The sequence below is a fragment of the Actinoalloteichus caeruleus DSM 43889 genome, assembly GCF_000429185.2.
In the GTDB taxonomy this organism is placed as follows: domain Bacteria; phylum Actinomycetota; class Actinomycetes; order Mycobacteriales; family Pseudonocardiaceae; genus Actinoalloteichus_B; species Actinoalloteichus_B caeruleus.
On record NZ_AUBJ02000001.1, the window covers coordinates 2,549,360 to 2,572,950 of the forward strand.

Annotated in this window: 14 protein-coding genes and 3 rRNA genes; 1 reads left to right on the forward strand and 16 read right to left on the reverse strand. The window is 69.8% G+C overall.

Annotated features, from left to right (window positions below; genetic code table 11):
- Window positions 1-105: 105 nt before the first annotated feature.
- Window positions 106-609: a DUF1707 domain-containing protein gene (locus tag G443_RS09200; RefSeq protein WP_030105813.1), complete on the forward strand. Its 504-nt coding sequence runs from the start codon at window positions 106-108 to the stop codon at window positions 607-609.
- 60 nt (window positions 610-669) lie between these two features.
- Here G443_RS09200 and G443_RS09205 read toward each other — a convergent pair whose 3' ends face one another.
- From G443_RS09205 to argH, 16 genes are all read right to left on the reverse strand, one after another.
- Window positions 670-1,326 carry an NUDIX domain-containing protein gene (locus tag G443_RS09205; protein ID WP_245588809.1) on the reverse strand — a complete coding sequence of 219 codons (657 nt, stop codon included), beginning with the start codon at window positions 1,324-1,326 and terminating at the stop codon, window positions 670-672.
- Between the two features lie 2 nt (window positions 1,327-1,328).
- Window positions 1,329-3,032, reverse strand: a complete 1,704-nt coding sequence (gene pyrG, locus G443_RS09210; protein WP_026418981.1) for a CTP synthase — start codon at window positions 3,030-3,032, stop codon at window positions 1,329-1,331.
- Between the two features lie 165 nt (window positions 3,033-3,197).
- Window positions 3,198-4,157, reverse strand: coding sequence for a copper transporter (locus tag G443_RS09215; protein WP_155886138.1), 960 nt, complete (start codon window positions 4,155-4,157; stop codon window positions 3,198-3,200).
- Complete coding sequence (gene steA / locus G443_RS09220) at window positions 4,154-5,338, reverse strand: putative cytokinetic ring protein SteA (protein ID WP_026418983.1); 1,185 nt, start codon at window positions 5,336-5,338, stop codon at window positions 4,154-4,156. The genes G443_RS09215 and steA overlap by 4 nt, the downstream gene beginning before the upstream one ends.
- Before the next feature lie 73 nt (window positions 5,339-5,411).
- A complete protein-coding gene (recN, locus tag G443_RS09225) occupies window positions 5,412-7,172 on the reverse strand; it encodes a DNA repair protein RecN (protein WP_030105818.1) in 1,761 nt (586 codons plus the stop codon).
- Between the two features lie 413 nt (window positions 7,173-7,585).
- Window positions 7,586-8,482: an NAD kinase gene (locus G443_RS09230; RefSeq protein ID WP_026418985.1), complete on the reverse strand. Its 897-nt coding sequence runs from the start codon at window positions 8,480-8,482 to the stop codon at window positions 7,586-7,588.
- Window positions 8,479-9,375, reverse strand: a complete 897-nt coding sequence (locus G443_RS09235) for a TlyA family RNA methyltransferase (protein WP_026418986.1) — start codon at window positions 9,373-9,375, stop codon at window positions 8,479-8,481. The genes G443_RS09230 and G443_RS09235 overlap by 4 nt, the downstream gene beginning before the upstream one ends.
- 9 nt (window positions 9,376-9,384) lie before the next feature.
- Window positions 9,385-9,576: a hypothetical protein gene (locus G443_RS09240; RefSeq protein WP_035274753.1), complete on the reverse strand. Its 192-nt coding sequence runs from the start codon at window positions 9,574-9,576 to the stop codon at window positions 9,385-9,387.
- 67 nt (window positions 9,577-9,643) lie between these two features.
- Window positions 9,644-10,828 carry an HAD-IIA family hydrolase gene (locus tag G443_RS09245; RefSeq protein ID WP_253860196.1) on the reverse strand — a complete coding sequence of 395 codons (1,185 nt, stop codon included), beginning with the start codon at window positions 10,826-10,828 and terminating at the stop codon, window positions 9,644-9,646.
- Window positions 10,828-11,853 carry a tetratricopeptide repeat protein gene (locus G443_RS09250; protein ID WP_211237530.1) on the reverse strand — a complete coding sequence of 342 codons (1,026 nt, stop codon included), beginning with the start codon at window positions 11,851-11,853 and terminating at the stop codon, window positions 10,828-10,830. Before G443_RS09250 ends, G443_RS09245 begins: the two co-directional genes overlap by 1 nt.
- Window positions 11,854-13,500: 1,647 nt before the next feature.
- Window positions 13,501-13,617: ribosomal RNA gene (gene rrf, locus G443_RS09255) — 5S ribosomal RNA — on the reverse strand.
- 89 nt (window positions 13,618-13,706) lie between these two features.
- A 23S ribosomal RNA gene (locus G443_RS09260) occupies window positions 13,707-16,829 on the reverse strand.
- Between the two features lie 373 nt (window positions 16,830-17,202).
- Window positions 17,203-18,717 (reverse strand): 16S ribosomal RNA (locus G443_RS09265).
- Together the 16S, 23S and 5S rRNA genes form the textbook arrangement of a ribosomal RNA operon.
- Before the next feature lie 1,178 nt (window positions 18,718-19,895).
- The gene (tyrS, locus tag G443_RS09270) at window positions 19,896-21,170 is read right to left on the reverse strand and encodes a tyrosine--tRNA ligase (protein WP_026418458.1); all 1,275 of its coding nucleotides are present in this window, start codon (window positions 21,168-21,170) and stop codon (window positions 19,896-19,898) included.
- A gap of 168 nt (window positions 21,171-21,338) precedes the next feature.
- Window positions 21,339-22,004, reverse strand: coding sequence for a DNA-3-methyladenine glycosylase (locus G443_RS09275; protein ID WP_035275539.1), 666 nt, complete (start codon window positions 22,002-22,004; stop codon window positions 21,339-21,341).
- The gene (gene argH, locus G443_RS09280; RefSeq protein ID WP_026418456.1) at window positions 22,001-23,437 is read right to left on the reverse strand and encodes an argininosuccinate lyase; all 1,437 of its coding nucleotides are present in this window, start codon (window positions 23,435-23,437) and stop codon (window positions 22,001-22,003) included. Before argH ends, G443_RS09275 begins: the two co-directional genes overlap by 4 nt.
- Window positions 23,438-23,591: the final 154 nt, after the last annotated feature.

A 23,591-nucleotide genomic window follows, 5' to 3' on the forward strand; every position in this document is an offset into this window, starting at 1 on the left:
ACGGGGCCCGGCGCGACGAGGATATCGGCGGGGCGTCGATGACGGTCGGGAGACAAGCGGTCACCCCGTGCCCCACCAGCACGCCAGACGGGGGATTATGAGGTGGTGGCGACCAAGAAACCAGACAGCCTGCGTATCGGCACCCTGGAGCGTGAGGCCGCGGTGGCCGCGCTGGGCGATCACCTCGGCGCCGGTCGACTCGACCTGGAGGAGTACGAGGAGCGGATGCGTTCGGCATCCGCCGCGAAGACCCGGGGCGAACTGATCAGGCTCTTCGAGGACCTGCCCGGCCCCCTGCCGGAACCGCTGCGCGACGCGCCCCCTCCCCCGCCACCTCCGCCCCCGACCCCGGTCGTCCTCAACCCGGCACCGCCGCCCGCCAGGTTCGAGGAGGAGTTCTCCCCGAAGTCGAAGGTCGTCGCGGGGGTGCTCCAGATCGTCCCGGGGTTCGGCATCGGCCGTATCTACACCGGTCGGGTCGCGCTGGGACTCGCGCAGCTCGTGACCGTGCCGCTGTTCGGCCTGGGTGTGCTGTGGTGCTGGATCGACGGCATCATCCTGCTCGCCTACGGGGGCAGGGACCGGGAGGGCAGGCGACTGCGGGAGTGACACCGGGACGGCCGCGGGCGGGACCGGCCGGGCCAACGGCGGAACGGCCGGGCCGTCCCGTCAGCCCCGGTTCGCGACCCGCGCGGCCCACCGGGTGGGTCGGTCGCGCCACGGCGCTCCGACCGGGCGGGCAGCGGCCGCCCCGGTGCGCGCCACGTGCGCGGCCAGCACTCCCGCCACCGCCGCCGCGTTCACGACCTCCCCGGTGAACACCCGTTCGACGGCCTCGGCCAGCGGGACCCGGCGCGGGACGAGGTCAGCTTCCTCGTCCCCCGTCCCGCTCAGCCGCTCCACCTCGGACAGGCCCGTCGCGAGGTACACCCGCACCACCTCGTCGGTGAACCCGGGCGAGGCCGCGACGTCGACCAGCACCGACCACTCGCTCGCGGCCAGCCCGACCTCCTCCGCGAGTTCCCGGGCGGCGGTCAGGGCGGGCTCCTCACCGGAGACGTCGAGCAGACCGGCCGGCAGCTCCCACAGCCGCCGGCCGATCGGGTGCCGGTACTGGTGGATCATGACCACCCGGTCGTCCTCGTCGAGGGCGACGACCGCCACCGCACCCGGGTGTTCCAGGACCTCACGGCGGGCGGTGCCACCGCCGGGCATCACCACGTCGTCACGTCGCAGCGCGAGCACCGCCCCCTCGTAGAGGTCGACGCTGTCCCGCGTCTCGAACTCGTGCGTGCCGTGGGTCCTGGTCACCTGGTCATCCGCCACGATCACACCGTAGCGGTGGTCGCCTCGTCCGAGAACTCGACCGGCAGGCGCTCGGCGGCACGGTAGTCCAACGCCGCCTTCACGAACGCCGCGAAGAGCGGGTGGGGCCGCGTCGGCCGGCTCTTCAGCTCCGGATGGGCCTGCGTGCCGACGTAGAAGGGGTGCTTCTTGGCGGCCAGCTCGATGAACTCCACCAACCTGCCGTCCGGGGACGTGCCGGAGAAGACGAGACCGGCCTTGGCCAGCTTGTCCCGGTAGGCGTTGTTCACCTCGTAGCGGTGCCGGTGCCGCTCGGACGCCTCCGTCGACCCGTAGGCGGCGGCCACCAGGGACCCCTCGGTCAACGCGGCCGGGTAGGCGCCCAAGCGCATCGTCCCGCCCATGTCCCGCTCACCGGCCACCACCGCGGTCTGGTCGGCCATCGTTGAGATCACCGGGTGGGTACCGGACTCGTCGAACTCCGCGGAGTTCGCGCCGGGCAGGCCGGCGAGGTTCCTCGCCACGTCGATGACCATGCACTGGAGGCCGAGGCACAGCCCGAGCACGGGGATGCCGTGCGTCCGGGCGTGGGCGATCGCCCCCACCTTGCCCTCGATCCCCCGCACGCCGAACCCGCCGGGCACCAGCACGGCGTCCACCCCGGCCAACGCCGTCGCCGAGGCCTGCTCGTCCTGGCACTCGTCGGAGGGAACCCAGCGGATCTCGACCTTCGCGCGGTGCGCGAACCCCCCGGCCCGCAGCGCCTCGGTCACCGAGAGGTAGGCGTCCGGCAGGTCGACGTACTTGCCGACGAGGGCGACCCGCACCGTGTCCACGGGGTTGTGGACCCGGTCGAGGAGGTCACCCCACACCCGCCAGTCCACGTCCCGGAACGGCAGGCCCAACCGGCGCACCACGTAGGCGTCCAGCCCCTCGGAATGCAGCACCTTCGGGATGTCGTAGATCGACGGCGCGTCGGGCGTGGCGATGACACCGTCGGTGTCGACGTCGCACATCAGCGCGATCTTGCGCTTGAGGGACTCGGGCACCTCCCGGTCGGCCCGGCACACCAGCGCGTCCGGCTGGATGCCGATGTTGCGCAGGGCGGCCACCGAGTGCTGGGTGGGCTTGGTCTTCAGCTCACCCGACGGCGCGAGGTAGGGGATCAGCGAGACGTGCAGGAAGAAGCAGTTGTCCCGACCGACGTCGTGCCTGACCTGCCGGCAGGCCTCCAGGAACGGCTGCGACTCGATGTCCCCGACCGTGCCACCGACCTCCGTGATCACCACGTCCGGCGTCACACCGTGCTCGTCCGGCTCGGCCATGGCGGTGATCCTGGCCTTGATCTCGTCCGTGATGTGGGGGATGACCTGGACGGTGTCCCCCAGGTACTCGCCACGCCGTTCCTTGGCGATGACCCTCGAGTACACCTGACCGGTCGTGACGTTGGCGCGGCCGCTGAGGTCCCGGTCGAGGAACCGCTCGTAGTGGCCGATGTCGAGGTCGGTCTCCGCCCCGTCCTCGGTGACGAACACCTCACCGTGTTGGAACGGGTTCATCGTTCCGGGATCGACGTTGAGGTAGGGGTCCAGCTTCTGCATCGTCACCCGCAACCCGCGCGACGTGAGCAGCTGTCCGAGGCTGGAGGCGGTCAGTCCCTTCCCCAGGGAGGATGCCACGCCTCCCGTGACGAACACGTGTTTGATCGTGCGTGCTTGCAGCACCAAGGAGGCTCCCGTGATTCCCGTGCGTCTGGCCTCAGCGGCCGGATTGTCCTGACTGATGGGGGACGAACCACCGTCGACCCACGGGACCTCACCGTAACACCTCACGGAACGGGTCCTCGACACGCACGTCCGCGTTCCCCACCCGCCCCCACGCCTGGTGACGGCTCAGGTACCCGGCGCCAGCGGGGAACGACGGCCGGCGTTCCCCGCTCCCCCGAAGTGGCCCACCTCGCCCTCCCACGCGGCCCGCAGCGCCAGCACGGCCACCGCCGAGCCCTCGCCACCTCCGAGGGTGTCGACGGTGCTCACCCGGGTCCTGGTGCCCGCGTCCGTCCGCACGACCCCCACCAACCCGTCGGCGTCCGCGGAGGCGGGCGGCCCCGCCACGACCACTCCCCGCCCGACGCGGGCCAGCTCGGAGACCACCGCCCTCAGCAGTTGGGAACGCTCCCGGACCGTGCCTCCCGTCACGTCCCCGGCCGCCGTGCCCACCCCGGCTCCGGTGAGGACCAACACCAGCTCAGCGGGAGGCACCGGCTCCGACGCCCGCAGGAAGCCCGCCTCCGCGAGCGCGGTCAGCGCGACCTCCCGTTCCACCTCCTCCGAGCGGGGTTCGCCGGTCACCGGGTCGACCACCAGCAGGGAAGCCAGCAGCGCCCCGGCGAGGGAACCCGGGTCACCCCCGGCCGGCAGGCTGGCGCCGGCGGGGAGCAGCCGCCGGGCCAGCTCACGCAGCTGGTCGGCCCGCCGCCCGTCCACGAGGTCCTCGGTCATCCCGACCCCGCCGGCGACGCGGCCGCCAGCCGCCTCCACGAGCGCCGCGACGGACGAGGCCTCGGCGTCCTCGACGTCCCCGGTGGTCACCAGGAGCACCGAGCGCCCGGCCAGCACGTCCCGGACCACCAGCGGCCCCACCGAGGCGCCGAACTCCTCGGCACCCCCCAACCGCTCCCGGAGCTCGGCCCGCTCCGCCTCCAACTCCGCCACGCGTTCGGCGAGCTCGGCACCCGACGACGGCGCGCCGGACGCCCTCATCCCCGAGGCACCGGCTCCCACCACGACGCCAGCGGCGAGGGCGAGCAGGACCGAGGTGGCCGTCAGCATCCGGTACCGGGACGGGCTCACGCGACGACGCCTCCCAACCACGAGAGGACCTCCCCTCCGACGGCACCGAGCTCGGCGAGGTACACCCCGGCGACCCCGCTGAGCAGCAGAGCCGCGAGCAGCACCACCACCGCCACCCCCAGCAGCGCCACCAGGGCCCAGGCGGGAACGCCCCGCCGGTGCACCGCCGCCACCGTGCGGGCGTCCACGTACTTCGCGCCCAGTTTGAGCCGGGTGACCACCATGGACGGCCGTGACTCCGTCCGCCCCCGGTCGAGGAACTCCTCCAGGCTGCCGCCGAACCCGACGGTGGTCACCACCGCGGCGCCCTGGTGGTCCACCAGCAGCAGGGCCAGGTCCTCCGGGTTGGCTCCCGAGGCGACGCCGCTGGCCTCGACCCCGAGGTCGTGGAGGCGGTCCAACGCCGGCGCGTACCCGTCGTGGTGGGCGGGGACCACCACCGGAGCGCCGCACCGCAGCGTGTCCTGGCTGATCGTGGCGGGATCACCGACGATGAGGTCGGGCGGGTACCCGGCCCGGGCGAGGAGGTCCGCCCCGCCCTCCACCCCGACCAGGCGAGGCCGGTGCTCGCGCAGGTAACCCCGCAGCGACCGCAGGTGCCCGTCCGCGTCCCCGTTCGCGGCGACCACCAGCACGTGCGCGCCGTGGAGGTCCAGGTCGAGTTCGGGGAAACCCACCCCCTCCAGGAACAGGGCACGTTCCTGGCGGAGGAACTCGACGACGTCGGCGGAGAACGCCTCCAGCTGGGCGACCATCCCGGTCCTGGCCTCCACCAGCTGGTCAGCCACCGTGTCGGCCGTCTGGCACGTCCCTCGGGCGAGTTCCCGCTCACCCTCGTAGACGGCCCCCTCGTGGACCCGGACGCGCGCACCGTCGCGGACCGCGCGCAGGACCTCGGGCCCGGCGCCGTCGACCAGGACCACCCCCGCCCGCAGCAGCCGCTCCGGTCCCAGCACCGGGAAACGACCCGAGATGGAGGGGGCCGCGTTGACCACGGCGGCCGCGTCCGCCGCCACGATGCGGTCCACCGTCCGGCGGTCGAGGTCGACGTGGTCGAGAACCACCACGTCCCCAGGGCTCAGCCGACGCAGGAGTTCCGGCTCGGGCCCGCCAACCCGCGCCGTTCCGATCACTCCCGGCAGCTCCTGTTTCCGCCGTTTCAGCAGGCCAGTGATTCTCATGGACAGATCGTGACAAAACGATCACCGTCCGACGTGAAGCCACGCCGCGTGCCCCTCGGGTGGTTGGCCAGCCTCACCCCGTGGTGTGGGCCAACCGGAACGTCTCCCGATCCCGCTCCGCGACCTCCAACAACTCCTCGGCGTGCGCGCGCCCCGTCTCGGTCGACTCCATGCCCGCCAGCATCCTGGCCAGCTCGACGACGCGTTCCCCCGGTTCCAGCCGCCTGATGCTGCTGTGCGTGATGCCGGAGCCGCTGCCCTTGTCCACGACCACGTGGCGGTCCGCGTAGGCCGCCACCTGGGCGAGGTGCGTCACCACCACCACCTGGTGGGTGACCGCGAGCCGCGCGAGCCGACGACCGATCTCCACCGCGGCCCGCCCACCGACCCCGGCGTCGACCTCGTCGAAGACGAGCGTGGGCACCGGATCCGCGTGGGCGAGCACGACCTCCAACGCCAGCATGACCCGGGAGAGCTCGCCGCCCGACGCTCCCTTGTGGACGGGGAGTTCCGGTGCGCCGTCATGGGCCACCAACCGCAACTCCACGTCGTCCGTCCCGTCCGGCCCGGCGTGCCTCCACCGACCGTCCACGTTCAGCGCGGCCGGGTCCTCCTCGTCGCACTCCCGAGCCGCCACCGACACCACCAGCCGGGCGTGGGGCATGGCCAGCCCTCCCAGCTCGGCGGTCACGGATTCCGCCAACCGACCGGCGGCCTCGGCCCTCGCCGCGCTGAGCTCACCGGCGTGACCGGCGAGCAGCGCGGCCAGTTCCTCCCGCCTGGCCCGCAGCGCGGCCACCGCGTCGTCGGAGGTGTCGACCTCCGCCAGCCGGCGCTCCGCCTCCTCGGCCCAGTCCAGCACGCCATCCACATCGGCCGCGTACTTGCGGGTGAGCGCCTTCAACTCCGCCTGGCGAGCCAACACCGACTGGAGCCGGTCCGGGTCCGCCTCCAGGTCCTCGAGGTAGCCACCGAGCTCGGCTCCCACGTCGACCAGCAACGCGAGGGCCTCCGAGACCCTCGGCTCGAAGTCCCGCAGCCGGGGGTCGTCAACGCCTCCCAGCCGCCGCCGAGCCTCACCGAGCAGCCCCAACGCGCCCGGTTGGTCCGGGTCGCCGTCCGGGGCCCCGGACACCGCCGCCTGCGCGGCGGCCGCCGCCTCGCGGAGCTGGTCGACGTCGGCGAGGCGCTTGGCCTCCTGCTGGAGCTCCACGTCCTCGGCACGCCGGGGAGCGACCGCGTTGATCTCGGTCAGGCCGTGCCGCAGCAGTTCGGCCTCCCTGGCCAACTCCCGTGCCCGTTCCCGCCGCTCGGTCAGCTCCTCGATGACGCCCAGCCACTGGGAACGCACCTCCCGGTACCGGTCCCGGAGTTCGGTGATCCCCTCCCCGCCGAACCGGTCGAGCACGGCCCGCTGCTCGGTCGGGCGCAACAGCCGCAGCTGGTCGTTCTGCCCGTGCACCGCGAGCGTCTGCTCGGCGAGCTGCGCCAACACCCCGACCGGGACCGACCGGCCCCCCAGGTGCGCCCGCGAACGGCCGTCGGCCCCGACGGTGCGCAGCGCGATCAGGCCACCGTCCTCGTCCGGCTCGGCGCCCGCGTTCGAGGCCACGGCGGCGGCCCCGGTCCCCGCCGGCGCCAGGAACCTGCCCTCCAGCACCGCCCGGTCGGCGCCGACCCGCACCCGCGAGGCCTCCGCCCGCCCACCGCTGAGCAGGTGCAGCCCCGTCACCACCATCGTCTTCCCGGCTCCTGTCTCTCCGGTGACGACGGTCAGGCCGGGGTGCAGCTCCAGCGTGGCATCGTCGATGACCCCGAGTTTCTGGATACGCATCTCAGCCAGCACACACCGCACCCTAGCGCCGTCGGGTGATGATTGGCGTTCGTCCCGGGCCCCGCACGCCCCGCCGGCGGACGCGTCCTCCGACTTCCCGTGCCCGGCGGAACCGTTCCCAGCCCGGTGACCGGAACTCCCCGGAACGGCCAGGCCCGCCGCGTCGGGCGTGGCCGGCCCTGGCCCTGGCGGGCCGGTGGTCTCCTCCGCGTCGGCATCGCCGCGGTCGGAACGTCCCTCAGCCGCCCCTGCCCGCCGACCTCGCCCCCCGGCCAGGTCGGTCCCGGCCTCGACGGGTGGCTCAGGCTGCGGGGGGACGGGCCTGCTCGCCCGTCCGGACAGCCCCAACAGCGCCGTCCTGCCCAGGAAGACGCCAGGAGACGTGCTGCCACCGGCGGGACGGGGGTCCCCGGTCATGCCGGGGGCGGCCCGCGCCAGCCCTGCACGGGCAGGTCGAACTTGCGGATCAGCCGTTCGGAGAACCTGCCCGGTCGGAGCCGGACGAGGCCGATGGGGCACTCGCCCTCGACGACCTCCACCCGCGACCCCGGAGGCAGCTCGACGGTGCGACGACCATCACAGCACAGCACGGCGGGATGGCTGTCCGGGGTGACCTCCACCGCCACCACCGAATCCCTCGCGACGACCATCGTCTTCGCGAACAGGGCGTGCGCGTTGCTCGGCACGACCAGCATCGCCGGAACCTGGGGCCAGACCACCGGTCCACCGGCGGAGAACGCGTAGGCGGTGGAACCGGTCGGAGTCGCGCACAGCACCCCGTCACACCCGAACGCCAGCACCGGCCGCCCGTCGACCTCGATCACGGCGTCGATCACCCGCTCCGGGCTGTTCTTCTCCACGCTGGCCTCGTTGAGCGCCCACGTCTCGGTCAGGACGGCGCCGTTCCACGTCGCCCTGACGTCGATCGTCATCCGCTCCTCGACCTGGTAGTCACCGTCGATCACCGCCTGGACGGCCTCCGCGAGGTGCTCGGAGTCCGCCTCGGCGAGGAAACCCACCCGACCGAAGTTGACGCCGAGGACCGGAACCCTCGCCGGGCGGGCCAGCTCGGCCGCCCGCAACAGCGTCCCGTCCCCGCCCAGCACGAAGACGAGTTCCGTCCCCACCGCCGCGTAGGGCCCCGCCTCCACCGTGTTCGGGTACCAGGCGTGGTCGAGGTCAGGGGCCTCCTCTGCCAGCACCCGCAACCTGAAGCCCGCCTCGGTGAACCTCCTGGCCACCTCGAAGGCGGTGCGCTGGTTGTCCTCACGGCCGGTGTGCACCACCAGCAGGACCTCACGCGCGCTCACGCGGGCCCCGACCTGACCGCGTCCCAGACGAGCTCCCGCACGCGGTCCGCCTCCTCCCGGTCGTCCCGAACACCGGCCCGCCCCGCACCGCCCCCGGACTCCGGCACGTCACCACCCGGCGACGCCGCCCCCTCCCCGGTCGGGGACGCGGTGAACCACACGAAGTACTCGACGTTGCCGGAGGGACCCGGCAACGGGCTGGCGGTCACCGCCCGCGCCCGCAGGCCGAGCGGCCGGGCCGCGTCGATCACCGATCGGACCGCCTCGGCCCGCAACTCCGGGTCGCGGACGACACCACCGCTCCCCAACCGTTCGCGACCCACCTCGAACTGCGGTTTGACCATCGGCACCAGGTCGGCGCCCGGCGCGGCGCACGCCGCCAGGGCGGGCAGCACGAGCCGCAGCGAGATGAAGGACAGGTCCGCGACGACGAGACCGACGGGACCACCGATGGTCTCCGCGTCGATCCCGCGCACGTTCGTCCGGTCCAGCACGGTCACCCGTTCGTCGGTCCGCAGCCGCCACGCGAGCTGGCCGTAGCCGACGTCCACCGCGACCACCTCCCCGGCCCCCGCGCGGAGGAGGACGTCGGTGAACCCGCCCGTGGAGGCACCGGCGTCCAGGCACCGGCGGCCCGCGACCGCCAGCCCGCCGCCCTCGAATGCCTCGAGCGCGCCGAGCAACTTGTGGGCCCCCCGGGATGCCCACCCCGGGTCATCCGCCGCCTCGGACACCACCAGCGGCGCGTCAGCCGTCACCGCGGTCGCCGGTTTGGTCGCCACCGCGCCGCGCACCGTCACCCGGCCGGCGGCGACCAGCTCGGAGGCGTGGTCACGTGACCGGGCGAGACCCCGGCGGACCAGCTCGGCGTCCAACCTCGCACGTCGTGGCACTGGTTCACCTCAGAGTCGGTCGACGTCCGCGAGCGCGGCGGCCAGCGCCGCGTGCACCGCGTCGAAACGGGCGACGTGCTCCTCCGGGGGCAGCGCGTCGAGGTCGGCGAGCCCCGCCATCGCCTCATCGATCCCGCCGACGACATCGGCGGGGCGAGCGACGGCGAACAGCATCGGGCTGGGCGTGCTGTCAGAGTTCATCCCCAGCGCACTCCTGCTCCACTCTGGTGCGGACCGTTCCACCGCACCGGCGGCGGCCCCGACAACGCTACCGAATCTCCTCCGACGCGGAGGAACCGCTGGTTCCCGGCGCACACCCGTCCGCCCGGTCCAGCGGCGAACCAGCTCGGGCCGGCTCAGTCCCCGACCACGGGGACGCGGAGCGCCCGCAGCGCGGCCGCCGAGGAGTCGTCGACGGCCACCACCGCGCCCGGGTCCCCCCGACCGGCCACCAGGCCGCGCACAGCGCCAGCAACAACCCGAGCGACGACGGCGCGTGGGCCCCGCCGGCGTGCCGGACGACCAACCGGCCTTCCGCACCCGGCTCCGCGGACCTCTCCACCACCCAGGCCCCGGCCGGGCCGTCCGCGTCGACCGGGCTCTCCCCACGCGGCAGGGCCCCGTGGGCGTGCGGCGCGTGCAGGGCCGCGAGGTCCCAGGCGACGTGGTCCGGTCGTTCCTCCTCCACGCAGGCGAGCAGATCCCGGCCGGTGCAGACCCCGCTGAGCACCAGCAGGGAGGCCAGCCCGGCGTTGCGAGCACCGGCGATGTCGGTGTCCAGGCGGTCGCCGACCACGAGGGGACGCCGGAAGCCCGCGCCGCGAACGGCCTGGTCGAACAGCGGCCGCCTCGGTTTGCCGGCCACGAGCGGCTCCGCACCGGTGGCCGTGCGCAACGCGGCGACCATCGAACCGTTCCCGGGCAGCTGACCGACGTCGGTGGGAACCGTCGGATCCAGGTTGCACGCCACCCACAGGCCGCCGCCCCGGATGACCCGGCAGGCGGCGGCGAGGTCCCGCCACCCCGTCTCCGGGGAGTGCCCCTGCACGACGGCCACGGCCGAGCCCGGATCGTCGAGCTCACCGGCGCGCACCGGCCGGAGCCCGACGGCGGACACCTCGGCGCGCAACGCCTCGGTACCCACCACCGCCACCGTGCTGCCGGGAGCGAGTCGCTCGGCGAGCACCGAGGCACCCGCCTGGGCACTGGTGCTCACCTCAGCGGGGGCCGCCGCGAAGCCCAGCTCCACGAGGTGCTCGGCCACCGCCTCCGGCGGGCGTGCCGCGTTGTTGGTGACGTACCGGAAGCGGGTGCCCCGGGCCGAGGCGGCGCGCAGCGCGTCGACCGCGCCCGGCACCGCCTCCCTGCCCTGGTAGACGGTGCCGTCCAGGTCGAGCAACAACGCGTCGTACCGGTCGAGGTAGTCGGGACCGGGGTCGCCCGCTTCCGTCATCAGTCCTCCTGGTTCGGCCGGTGCTCGGTCTCAGCCTCTCCCGCGTGGTCCCGTCCGTCCAGGTTCCCCTCGGAGGGGACCTCCGGCGACGGGGAGGCGGACCCGCCGGGAGGAACACCGCCGTCGGCTCCCGTTCCGGTGGCCTCCTCGCGGCCGGTGTCGGCGGCGCCGGCGTCCTCGGCACTCGGCGTGCCCGGCTCGTCCGCCGCCGTCCCCGCCGCACGGTCTCCGGAGGGAGAACCGCTCGCGGGGCCGGACCGCTCGGGTGCCCGGGCGGTGGTCCCTCCGGCCGGGCGCTCGGCGCGGGAGGTGGACTTCGGCAGGGGAGTCCCCTCGATCGTCCGGCCGAGTTCGGAGGCCAGTTCCACCGCACGGTCGTCGGCGTCGGTCTCGTCCTCGGAGTCGGCCTGGGCGGCGTTGATGAACCACCGCAGCGCCTCCTCCCCTCGGTCGGCCGCCAGCAGGTTGTCCGCGTAGGCGTAGAAGAGCCGAGCGCTCCACGGCTGGGGCCGCGCCGGGTCGAGGTCCGCACCCTGCAACTCCACGACCGCCGCGTCGAGCTGGCCCATGTCACGGCGGGCACCGGCCACGACGATCCGGAGTTCCACCGCCTGGTCCGCCGGCAGCTGCCGGGCCTCCGGGGTCCGCGCCAGGTCCAGGGCCCGTTCCGGCCTTCCCAGGGCGCGTTCGCAGTCGGCCATCACGGCGACGTGCCCGGGACCTCCGGCCAGCCGGCGGGCCGCGCGCAACTCCACCAACGCCTCGTTCCACTCCCCGGCGTGGTAGGCGGCCAGCCCGGCCGCCTCGCGCACCACACCCACCCGGGCCGCCTTCCGGCGGGCGAACCTGGCGTGCAGCAGTGCCCGCTCCGGATCGGAGTCGAGCAGCGCGCCGGTGGCGACGAGGTGCCTGGCGACGAGATCCGCCATCACCTTGGGCATCCCCAACAGCGAGCGCCGCACCTCGGTGTCCAGGTCACCGGCCTCCACCTCGTCCGGCAGTTCCGGCATCGGGTCCTGGGTCACCACGTCCTCGGCGGTCTCCGCCCCGTCCTCGGCACGGGGACGTCGCGGGGCGTCCCGCCGGTCGTCCCGCCCGCGATGGGGGCGGTCACCGCCCGGTCGCCCGCTCCTGCCGTCCCTCCCCTCGGCCCGGTACCCGGACTGGCGGTCGGAGGACGAGCGCTCGCCCGGGCCACGCCGGTCGTCCCGACGGGGACGCTCGTCCCGGCCCCGATCGCCGCGCGGGGCGCCCGATCCGGAACCCCGGTAGTCGTCCCGACCCCTGCGGTCGTCGTCCCGGTGACGCTCGCGGTCGCGGTAGCGCGATTCCGACGGGCGGGCCGAGGCGGCGCCACCGCGGTCCCAGCGTTCGCCTCCGCTCTGGCGTTCCCGCCTTGGCGCACCGCCCCGGTCATCCCGACGGTCACGGAAGTCCCGGCCGCCACGGCCGCCACGGTCGTCGCGACGGTCGCGGAAGTCCCGGCCGCCACGGTCATCCCGACGGTCACGGAAGTCCCGGCCGCCCTGGCGGTCACGATCGTCGCGGCGGTCACCTCGGTCGAAGGTCCGTTGCGGACGCGCGGAGCTCCGGCCGTCCCGATCCCTGGGGCGGTCATCCCGCCGGAAGTCCCGCCGGTCGCCCCGGTCCGAACCCCCCCGCTCACGGGTGCCCTCGCCGCGCAGCCCAGCCCGGAAACCCCGGTTGTCGTCGCGCCGCCACTCCCGCCGGTCATCGCCCCGCCCACCAGGCGGGCCCTGCCGCCGGGGACGGTCGTCCGACGAACGCGCGTCCCGGTCGCGGTCCCTGAAACCACCGCGACGGTCCGCGCCGCCCCGGAACCCGCCGTCGCGGTCATCACGGCGGTTCCCACCCGGCCTGTCGCCGAAGGACCGACGCGGCCGATCGCCGCCGTACCCGCCGGAGGGCCGGCGGTCGTCCCTGGAGTCGTCACGGCGGAAACCGCCGCCCTGGTTCCGGTCACCCGACCTGGGCCCACCACGCGGTCGGTCGCGGGACTCCCCGCGCTCCCAGCCACGCGATCCCCGGTCGTCGCCCCGGTCCTGTCGCCGGTCGCCACCGCCGCCGGCGAAGCGACGGTCACCGCGAGGAGGCCCGTCGTTCCGGAAGGGCCGCCCATCCGGGCCGCCCCGGCGCGGCCGGTCACCCTCGCCGGCGGGACGTCGGTCGAACCGCCCGCGACCCTCGTCCCGAGGCCGCTGGCCGCCGGAACCTCCCTGCTCCCCGGGCCGACGACGGTCACCGCGCGGGGGCTGCCCCCGGTCGCCACGACGTTCGCCGTCCCGGGAGCTCCGCTCGTTCCAGTCGCGTGAACGATCAGCGGCCCCGCCGTTCCCACCGGAACGCCGGTCGCGGGAGCGGTCCGCGCGGAACCCCCGGTCGCCTCCCTCGCCACGCTCACGGCGTGGCCGGCCCTGGCCGCCACCCCCGTTGCCGTGGCGGGGACCGGACGAACGATCGCGGTCGACGGGGCCTTCCCCTGACGTGGACACCTGTCCTCCTAGACGAACACCGATGGCTTGGTCCACCGTAACTACCCGCGCCGGGCGACCCCACCCACCTCAGCGCGCACAAAAAAAGTGGGTGGAGGAGAACCGGGAGCACCCACCAGGTGCTCAACCACATTCCCCTCCACCCACCGGTGAAAGAAAGTTCGGCGGCGTCCTACTCTCCCACACCCCCACAGGTGCAGTACCATCGGCGCTGAAAGGCTTAGCTTCCGGGTTCGGAATGGGACCGGGCGTTTCCCTCTCGCTATCACCACCGAAACACTCTAACCAACACCCCACCCCAACCAACCCCAGGGCAGGGAGCCAGTTGCACTCCCAGAATCACACAGTGGATGCGTAACACCTTCGTAGACAAGCCCTCGGCCTATTAGTACCGGTCAACTCCACACGTTACCGTGCTTCCATCTCCAGCCTATCAACCCAGTCGTCTACTGGGGGCCTTACCCCAACAAAGTGGGTGGGAGACCTCATCTTGGAACAGGCTTCCCGCTTAGATGCTTTCAGCGGTTATCCCTTCCGAACGTAGCCAACCAGCCATGCACCTGGCGGTACAACTGGCACACCAGAGGTTCGTCCGTCCCGGTCCTCTCGTACTAGGGACAGCCTTCCACAAGTCTCCAACGCGCGCGGCGGATAGGGACCGAACTGTCTCACGACGTTCTAAACCCAGCTCGCGTGCCGCTTTAATGGGCGAACAGCCCAACCCTTGGGACCTACTCCAGCCCCAGGATGCGACGAGCCGACATCGAGGTGCCAAACCATGCCGTCGATATGGACTCTTGGGCAAGATCAGCCTGTTATCCCCGGGGTACCTTTTATCCGTTGAGCGACACCGCTTCCACCAGCCAGTGCCGGATCACTAGTCCCGACTTTCGTCCCTGCTCGACCCGTCAGTCTCACAGTCAAGCTCCCTTGTGCACTTACACTCAACACCTGATTGCCAACCAGGCTGAGGGAACCTTTGGGCGCCTCCGTTACCCTTTGGGAGGCAACCGCCCCAGTTAAACTACCCACCAGGCACTGTCCCTGAACCAGATCATGGTCCGAGGTTAGACACCCAGTACGACCAGAGTGGTATTTCAAGATTGACTCCACGACCACTAGCGTGACCGCTTCCCAGTCTCCCACCTATCCTACACAAGCCGAACCGAGCACCAATACCAAGCTATAGTAAAGGTCCCGGGGTCTTTCCGTCCTGCCGCGCGTAACGAGCATCTTTACTCGTAGTGCAATTTCGCCGGGCCTGTGGTTGAGACAGCGGAGAAGTCGTTACGCCATTCGTGCAGGTCGGAACTTACCCGACAAGGAATTTCGCTACCTTAGGATGGTTATAGTTACCACCGCCGTTTACTGGCGCTTAAGTTCTCAGCTTCGCCCCGAAGGACTAACCGGTCCCCTTAACGTTCCAGCACCGGGCAGGCGTCAGTCCGTATACATCGTCTTACGACTTCGCACGGACCTGTGTTTTTAATAAACAGTCGCTTCTCCCTGGTCTCTGCGGCCACACAACGCTAGCCCGCGAAGGGCTTCACGCCACACGGCCCCCCTTCTCCCGAAGTTACGGGGGCATTTTGCCGAGTTCCTTAACCACAGTTCACCCGATCGCCTTGGTATTCTCTACCTGACCACCTGTGTCGGTTTGGGGTACGGGCCGCGTAGACACTCGCTAGAGGCTTTTCTCGGCAGCATGGGATCACCCTACTTCGCCTCATTCGGCTATGCATCACGTCTCACCATTAACAGAGAAGCGGATTTGCCTACCTCTCCTGGCTACACGCTTACACCAGTACTACCACTCACTGGCGGGGCTACCCTCCTGCGTCACCCCATCACTTGGCTACTACCAGCTCAGATCCCGCGCATGGCCACCACCCCACCCGAAAGCAGGACAGCACCACGGGCGGTTAGTATCACCAGCCTCGCCAGGGACGCATCCACACGGGTACGGGAATATCAACCCGTTGTCCATCGACTACGCCTGTCGGCCTCGCCTTAGGTCCCGACTTACCCTGGGCGGAATAACCTGGCCCAGGAACCCTTGGTCATCCGGCGGCAGAGTTTCTCACTCTGCTTTCGCTACTCATGCCTGCATTCTCACTCCCACACCGTCCACACCCGCTCACGCGACTGCTTCACCCAGTGCAGGACGCTCCCCTACCCATCCACACACCTACACCCACCCCCCAAAAGGGAGACAGATGGAGCTCTACATGTGAATGACACGGCTTCGGCGGTGCGCTTAAGCCCCGCTACATTATCGGCGCAGGACCACTTGACCAGTGAGCTATTACGCACTCTTTCAAGGATGGCTGCTTCTAAGCCAACCTCCTGGTTGTCTGGGCGACCCCACATCCTTTTCCACTTAGCGCACACTTAGGGGCCTTAGCCGGCGTTCTGGGCTGTTTCCCTCTCGACTACGAAGCTTATCCCCCGCAGTCTCACTGCCGCGCTCTCACACACCCGCATTCGGAGTTTGGCTGACGTCAGTAACCTTGTCGGGCCCATCGGCCATCCAGTGCTCTACCTCGGATGAGAAACACACGACGCTGCACCTAAATGCATTTCGGGGAGAACCAGCTATCACGGAGTTTGATTGGCCTTTCACCCCTACCCACAGCTCATCCCCCAGGTTTTCAACCCTGGTGGGTTCGGGCCTCCACGCGGTCTTACCCGCGCTTCACCCTGGCCATGGGTAGATCACTCCGCTTCGGGTCTAGGACACGCGACTCTGACGCCCTGTTCAGACTCGCTTTCGCTACGGCTACCCCACCCGGGTTAACCTCGCCACGTATCACTAACTCGCAGGCTCATTCTTCAAAAGGCACGCCATCACCCCACAACGGAGGCTCTGACGGATTGTAGGCACATGGTTTCAGGTACTATTTCACTCCCCTCCCGGGGTACTTTTCACCTTTCCCTCACGGTACTAGTCCGCTATCGGTCATCAGGGAGTATTTAGGCTTAGCGGGTGGTCCCGCCAGATTCACAGCAAATTCCACGAGCTCGCTGCTACTTGGGATCCCCTCCAGGAGACACAGTGCTTTCACGTACGGGAGTATCACCCTCTACGCTGACGCTTTCCAGACGTCTTCCGCTAACACCATGTTTTCTGACTCCTCGCCGAGATGGCAGCCTCGACCGGTGGGTCCCACAACCCCGCATACGCAACCCCTGCCAGGTATCACACGTACACGGTTTAGCCTCATCCGCTTTCGCTCGCCACTACTCACGGAATCACGGTTGTTTTCTCTTCCTACGGGTACTGAGATGTTTCACTTCCCCGCGTTCCCTCCACACACCCTATATATTCAGGTGTGGGTGACCAGACATGACTCTGGCCGGGTTTCCCCATTCGGAAATCCTCGGATCACAGCTTGGTTGACAGCTCCCCGAGGCCTATCGCGGCCTCCCACGTCCTTCATCGGCTCCTGATGCCCAGGCATCCACCATGTGCCCTTACTTACTTGACCACAAAGATGCTCGCATCCACTGTGTAATTCTCAAAGAACAACCGGCCACCACCCCCACACTGAGTACCACCAACCCCGCGCACCCACCAGGGGCACGCCAGACGGTATGGCACTCGGGGACAGCACCACCAGAAGACCCACGCACCACGCGTGTTCCCTCAGGACCCAACAGTGCACCGACCACACCACCACCCCACCACACAGCAGCTTTCCCCACCCCCACCCGAAAGCAGGAGCCGTACTCACCACCACACAGCAGAACAGCCATGCGGGTAACCAGCAGTCCACAATTCCACTGAGCAGTCACCCCCAGAACACACGCCTGAGACAGTGACCACCCCACCACCGAAGCAGTGGGATACATGCTCCTTAGAAAGGAGGTGATCCAGCCGCACCTTCCGGTACGGCTACCTTGTTACGACTTCGTCCCAATCGCCAGTCCCACCTTCGACCGCTCCCCCCACAAGGGTTGGGCCACGGGCTTCGGGTGTTACCGACTTTCATGACGTGACGGGCGGTGTGTACAAGGCCCGGGAACGTATTCACCGCAGCGTTGCTGATCTGCGATTACTAGCGACTCCGACTTCACGGGGTCGAGTTGCAGACCCCGATCCGAACTGAGACCGGCTTTAAGAGATTCGCTCCACCTTGCGATTTCGCAGCCCTCTGTACCGGCCATTGTAGCATGTGTGAAGCCCTGGACATAAGGGGCATGATGACTTGACCTCATCCCCACCTTCCTCCGAGTTGACCCCGGCAGTCTCCCATGAGTCCCCACCATTACGTGCTGGCAACATGGAACAAGGGTTGCGCTCGTTGCGGGACTTAACCCAACATCTCACGACACGAGCTGACGACAGCCATGCACCACCTGCACACTGACCTTACGGAAACCCCATCTCTGAGGCGATCCAGTGCATGTCAAACCCAGGTAAGGTTCTTCGCGTTGCATCGAATTAATCCACATGCTCCGCCGCTTGTGCGGGCCCCCGTCAATTCCTTTGAGTTTTAGCCTTGCGGCCGTACTCCCCAGGCGGGGCGCTTAATGCGTTAGCTACGGCACGGAGGACGTGGAAATCCCCCACACCTAGCGCCCACCGTTTACGGCGTGGACTACCAGGGTATCTAATCCTGTTCGCTCCCCACGCTTTCGCTCCTCAGCGTCAGTATCGGCCCAGAGACCCGCCTTCGCCACCGGTGTTCCTCCTGATATCTGCGCATTCCACCGCTACACCAGGAATTCCAGTCTCCCCTACCGAACTCAAGTCTGCCCGTATCGACTGCACGCCCACAGTTAAGCTGTAGGTTTTCACAGTCGACGCGACAAACCGCCTACGAGCTCTTTACGCCCAATAATTCCGGACAACGCTCGCACCCTACGTATTACCGCGGCTGCTGGCACGTAGTTAGCCGGTGCTTCTTCTGCGCCTACCGTCACTTTCGCTTCTTCGGCGCTGAAAGAGGTTTACAACCCGAAGGCCGTCATCCCTCACGCGGCGTCGCTGCGTCAGGCTTTCGCCCATTGCGCAATATTCCCCACTGCTGCCTCCCGTAGGAGTCTGGGCCGTATCTCAGTCCCAGTGTGGCCGGTCGCCCTCTCAGGCCGGCTACCCGTCGTCGCCTTGGTAGGCCATTACCCCACCAACAAGCTGATAGGCCGCGGGCCCATCCTGCACCGCCGGAACTTTCCACCCACCCCCATGCGGGGGAAGGTCGTATCCGGTATTAGCCCCGGTTTCCCGAGGTTATCCCAGAGTGCAGGGCAGGTTGCCCACGTGTTACTCACCCGTTCGCCGCTCGTGTACCCCGAAGGGCCTTACCGCTCGACTTGCATGTGTTAAGCACGCCGCCAGCGTTCGTCCTGAGCCAGGATCAAACTCTCCATAAAGGTTTGATTCTGTTACATTCGACGCATGACACTCACACCCACCCCGGAGGGCAGGGAATGCCACCGTCACTCAAAGGAACTCCTCTAACGAGGGTTCATATTTAGCTCTACTGGCTATTATATCGGTACACTGTTGAGTTCTCAAAGAACACACGCCACACCAGAACCCCACACCCACATCGTGGGCCCGTCGTCCTGGGACGCACTCTTCTCGTATCTGAAGCTTGTGTCCGGTAACCCCCACCACCACGTTCCCGTGATGTCCCATCCGGTGTTTCAGGGAGTTCCCGTTTTTCGCTGGAACCAGCTTAGCATTTCCGTTTCCACCGGGTCAAATCCGGGGTTTCCGTGGAAACCGCCGTTTTCTCAGCGGAACCGGAATCACCGTTGACCACCCTTCCGGGAAGGCCGTCGCTGTTTCCGTCGTGTTGTGTTGTCAACGCTACCAGACCGTGTTTCCGGTGTTTCCCGGGGGGTGTCGGTGTCACCGTGGTGAACCGTGCACCGTTTCCGGTGGACCGGTGTTTCTTTCCGGTCTGGCCGTTCCACCGTATCGGTCGGTGTTTCCTGGTGTCAAATCCGGTGTTCACCGGGTTTGGCCTGGTCACAACCGTTTCCGAATATCGTGGAACTGTGTTGTCAATGTGTGGTTCCGGGCAGCACCGTGTGTGCGGTGTTTTCCGGTTCCGGGTCAACGTAACCGATCTTCGTTCGTTCCGTCAACTCGGCGCTTTCGACCGGTTGGCGGTGAACTCCTGGCTTTGTTGTTGTCAATGTGGAGCCTAGTGGAGCGTACTGGGCTGCTTTTCCCTGTCTCGTTCGGGGGCCGCGTCTTGGCCTCGCCAGATCCGTGTCAGGTCCGAGCTGCTCAGTGGTGTCGCTGTTTTGCGCCTCGGAACAGTAGCACCACCACGAATCAGCCTCCGCGAGGGGGCGTCACGTGGTCCTGCCTGCTGTTCGTCGGAAGTTGCCCACTCTACCACCCGAGGTGGGAGCCTGGTTCACAACTCCTACGCTCCGTCCCCCGTGGCCGCCGCTCAGCGTCCGCCACCGGAGTCCGTTCCGCGCTGACATCACTAACGTACGCCTGCCCGGCCGGGCAAGTCAAATTGCCCCACCAGCGCCAACCGGCCCGGCGAATCCGCTGGTCAACGGTTCGCCGGGGACCTGGCTCCAGGTTAGATGAGCACTTCCGCTCCCGCAGTGTGACGCTTGCCACGTCGGAGTACCAGCCAGCGCCCGTGCAACAGGTCGTCCTGGGTGGGCACCCACTCCGGGTCGGTGATCTTGGTGTTGTTCACGTAGGCCCCGCCCTCGGCGACGGCGCGCCGGGCCGCCCCCTTGCTCGGGGTGAGCTCGGCCCCGACGAGGAGGTCGACGATGCTGGGCTGGTCGGCCAGCCGGACCGATGCCGTCGGCACCTCGGCCAGGACCGAGCGCAGCGTGCTCGCCGACAGCTCGCGGAACTCACCCCGGCCGAACAGGGCCTGACTGGCCGCCACCACCTGCTCGGTGTGCTCCGCTCCGTGCACGAGAGTGGTCAGCTCCTGGGCCAACCGCCGCTGGGCGGCGCGCAGCTGGGGCTTGTCCTCGGTGAGCTGTTCGAGCTCCTCGATCTCCTCCCGACCCAGTTCGGTGAACAACCGCAGGTACCGGCCCACGTCGGCGTCCCCGGTGTTCACGAAGTACTGGTACCAGGCGTAGGGACTGGTGAGCTCGGCATCGAGCCACACGCTCCCGCCGCCGGTGGACTTGCCGAACTTCCGCCCCTCCGAGTCGGTGATGAGCGGGACCGTCAGGGCGTGGGTCGAGGCGCCCTCGACCCGGCGGATCAGGTCGACGCCGCCCACGATGTTGCCCCACTGGTCGGAGCCGCCGATCTGCAGCCGGCACCCGTGGCGCCGGTGCAGGTGGAGGTAGTCGTTCGCCTGGAGCAGCAGGTAGCTGAACTCCGTGTACGACATCCCCTCGCCGGCCAGCCGACGCTTCACCGTCTCCCTCGCCAACATCCCGTTGACCGGGAAGTGCTTGCCCAGGTCACGGAGGAACTCCAGGACGGTGAGGTCACGCGTCCACGTCAGGTTGTTCTCCACGACCGCTCCGGTGGCGCCGTCGTCGAACTCGACGAAGCGCTCCAGCTGCCCTCGGATCCGGTTCGCCCACTCGGCGACGGTGTCCGCGGCGTGCAGGGACCGTTCCCCGGCGTCCCTGGGATCGCCGATCATCCCCGTCGCGCCCCCCGCCAGCACGATCGGCCGGTGCCCGGCCCGTTGGAAGCGGCGGAGCGTCAGCAGTGGGATCAGGTGACCCGCGTGCAGGCTCGGCGCGGTGGGGTCGAAGCCGGCATAGAGGGTGAGCGGGCCCTGGGAGAGGTCCTCGCGCATGCTCGCGAGGTCGGTGGACTGCGCGATCAGGCCGCGCCAGGTCAGCTCGTCAAGGATGTGCTCGCTCACCGGCCCATTGTCCCCCATCCGCCGGGCCACCCGTCCCTGGTGTTCCCGTGTCCGGGGGCACACCCCGCGCGGGACGCACCCGTCGTCCGGGGCGCCGCCGCTCCCCGGAGCGCGTGACCGGCGCCGCGGCTCCGGGACCCGGGCGGAACGCGCCGCGGGGGTGACCGGTCAGTCGCGCGTCGGCGGCGGCGCGGCGATCACCCGCCGCCGCCCACCCCGGCGGTAGGGGCTGACGGCCGGGGAGCCGGCCTCCCAGAACCGCCAGGGCACCTCCATCGCGGTGGCGACGCCAACCCGGGGCCCTCGGCGCACCTGGTCCGGGGCGACGGTGTCCCCCCGCAGCAGCCGCACCGGGCTGCCCGGATCGGTCAGGTCGGTGCCGTCGTGCGACGCGGTCAGCCCCAGCGCGGTCGTCAGCCTGGCCGGCCCGCTGGCCAGGTCGGTGTCCCGACGCGACGCCGGACGTCGTGACCTGGCCAGCTCGACGCCCTCGACGACCTCGCCGCCCCGCACCAGCAGTGCGCCGGGGATCCCGTCGGTCAGGCACACGATGTTCGCGCAGAAGTGCATGCCGTACACGAAGTAGACGTACAGGTGGCCCGCGGGACCGAACATCACCTGGTTCCGACGGGTCCGGCCCCGGTAGCAGTGCGACGCCGGGTCGTCGGCCCCCCGGTAGGCCTCGACCTCCACGACGCGGACCGACACCGGCCCCTGCGGGGTCTCCGAGCGCAGCACCGAACCGAGCACCAGGGGGACCGCGTCGACCGGATCGACGGCGAGTTCCTCCCGGGTGAACTGTTCGGGCCGTGGCCGGGCGGGGGGCGGTGTCACGAAGTCCGCACCGGTTCCGAGGACCACACGCGCTGGGTCTCCACCAGCGACGCCAGGCGGTGGCGCTGCTCACCGACCCGCGCCGGAGCGGTCCCTCCGTAGGCGTCCCGGGAGGCGATGGAGCCGGCGACGGTGAGGACCTCGCGGACCGAGGGCGTCAGTTCGGGCAGCACGGCGGCGAGTTCGGCGTCGGTGAGCTGGTCAAGACCGGCGCCCCGGGCCTCGGCCAGTCGAACGCACTCCCCGGCGGCCTCGTGCGCGACGCGGAACGGGACGCCCTGCCGGACGAGCCACTCGGCGATGTCGGTGGCGAGGGTGAACCCCGCCGGGGCCCACGCCGCCATCCGCTCGGTGTCGAAACGCATGGTGCCCAGCATCCCGGCGAGTGCCGGCAGCAGCAGGTCCAACTGCCGCACGGAGTCGAACAGGGGTTCCTTGTCCTCCTGGAGGTCCCGGTTGTAGGCCAGCGGCTGCGCCTTGAGGGTGGCGAGCAGGCCGGTCAGGTTGCCGATGAGCCGGCCGGACTTGCCCCTGGTGAGTTCGGCGACGTCCGGGTTCTTCTTCTGCGGCATGATCGAGCTGCCGGTGGCCCAGGCGTCGTCGAGCACGGCGTACCCGAACTCGGCGGTCGTCCAGACGATGACCTCCTCGGCGACGCGGGACAGGTTCACCCCGAGCATCGCCAGGACGAAGGCGGCCTCCGCCGCGAAGTCACGGGAGGCCGTGCCGTCGATCGAGTTCTCGACCGGCCCGTCGAAACCGAGTTCCAGCGCGACGGCCTCCGGGTCGAGGCCGAGCGAGGAGCCGGCGAGCGCCCCGGAGCCGTACGGGGAGAAGGCGGTCCTGGCGTCCCAGTCCCGCAGGCGGTCGACGTCGCGGACGAGGGCCTGGGCGTGGGCGAGCAGGTGGTGGGCGAGGAGCACCGGCTGGGCGTGCTGGAGGTGGGTCCGTCCCGGCAACACCGCCTCCGGGTGCGTGGCGGCCTGCGCCAGCAGGGCGTCGACGACGTCGAGGACGCCGGTGGCGATCCGTCGGGCGGCGTCCCGCAGCCACATCCGGAAGAGGGTCGCCACCTGGTCGTTGCGGGAACGCCCGGCTCGCAGCTTGCCGCCCAGCTCACGGCCCAGCCTGTCGAGCAGGCCGCGTTCGAGGGCGGTGTGGACGTCCTCGTCGTCCCTGGTGGGGGTGAACTCGCCCGAGGCGACGTCAGCGGCCAGCGTGTCCAGCCCCCGGAGCATCCGCTCCAGCTCCTCCTCGGTGAGCAGCCCGGCGCGGTGCAGCACCCTGGCGTGGGCACGGGAACCCGCGATGTCGTAGGGCGCGAGCGCCCAGTCGAAGTGGGTGGAGTCGCTCAGCGCCGCCATCGCCTCGGCTGGTCCCGAGCTGAACCGTCCACCCCACAGGCGGGCGGGCGCTGCCTTGTCGTTCGTCACCGTCGTTCTCTCACCTTGGTCGGAGGTCTGGTGGCGGGGCCGCCGCCACGTCGACGGCCCGCCCGGGAGGGGTGGACCGCCCGCTGGTCAGCAGTCTGGCAGGTCCGGTGGTGCCAGGGCGCCGCGCGGGTGCCCGGTTCGGACCAGGGACGAC

Coding starts and splice junctions, on each gene's coding strand:
- steA (WP_026418983.1), bottom strand. CDS start 5,338: ATGAGAATCACTGGCCTGCTGAAACGGCGGAAACAGGAGCTGCCGGGA.
- recN (WP_030105818.1), bottom strand. CDS start 7,172: ATGCGTATCCAGAAACTCGGGGTCATCGACGATGCCACGCTGGAGCTG.
- G443_RS09245 (WP_253860196.1), bottom strand. CDS start 10,828: ATGACGGAAGCGGGCGACCCCGGTCCCGACTACCTCGACCGGTACGAC.
- G443_RS09240 (WP_035274753.1), bottom strand. CDS start 9,576: ATGAACTCTGACAGCACGCCCAGCCCGATGCTGTTCGCCGTCGCTCGC.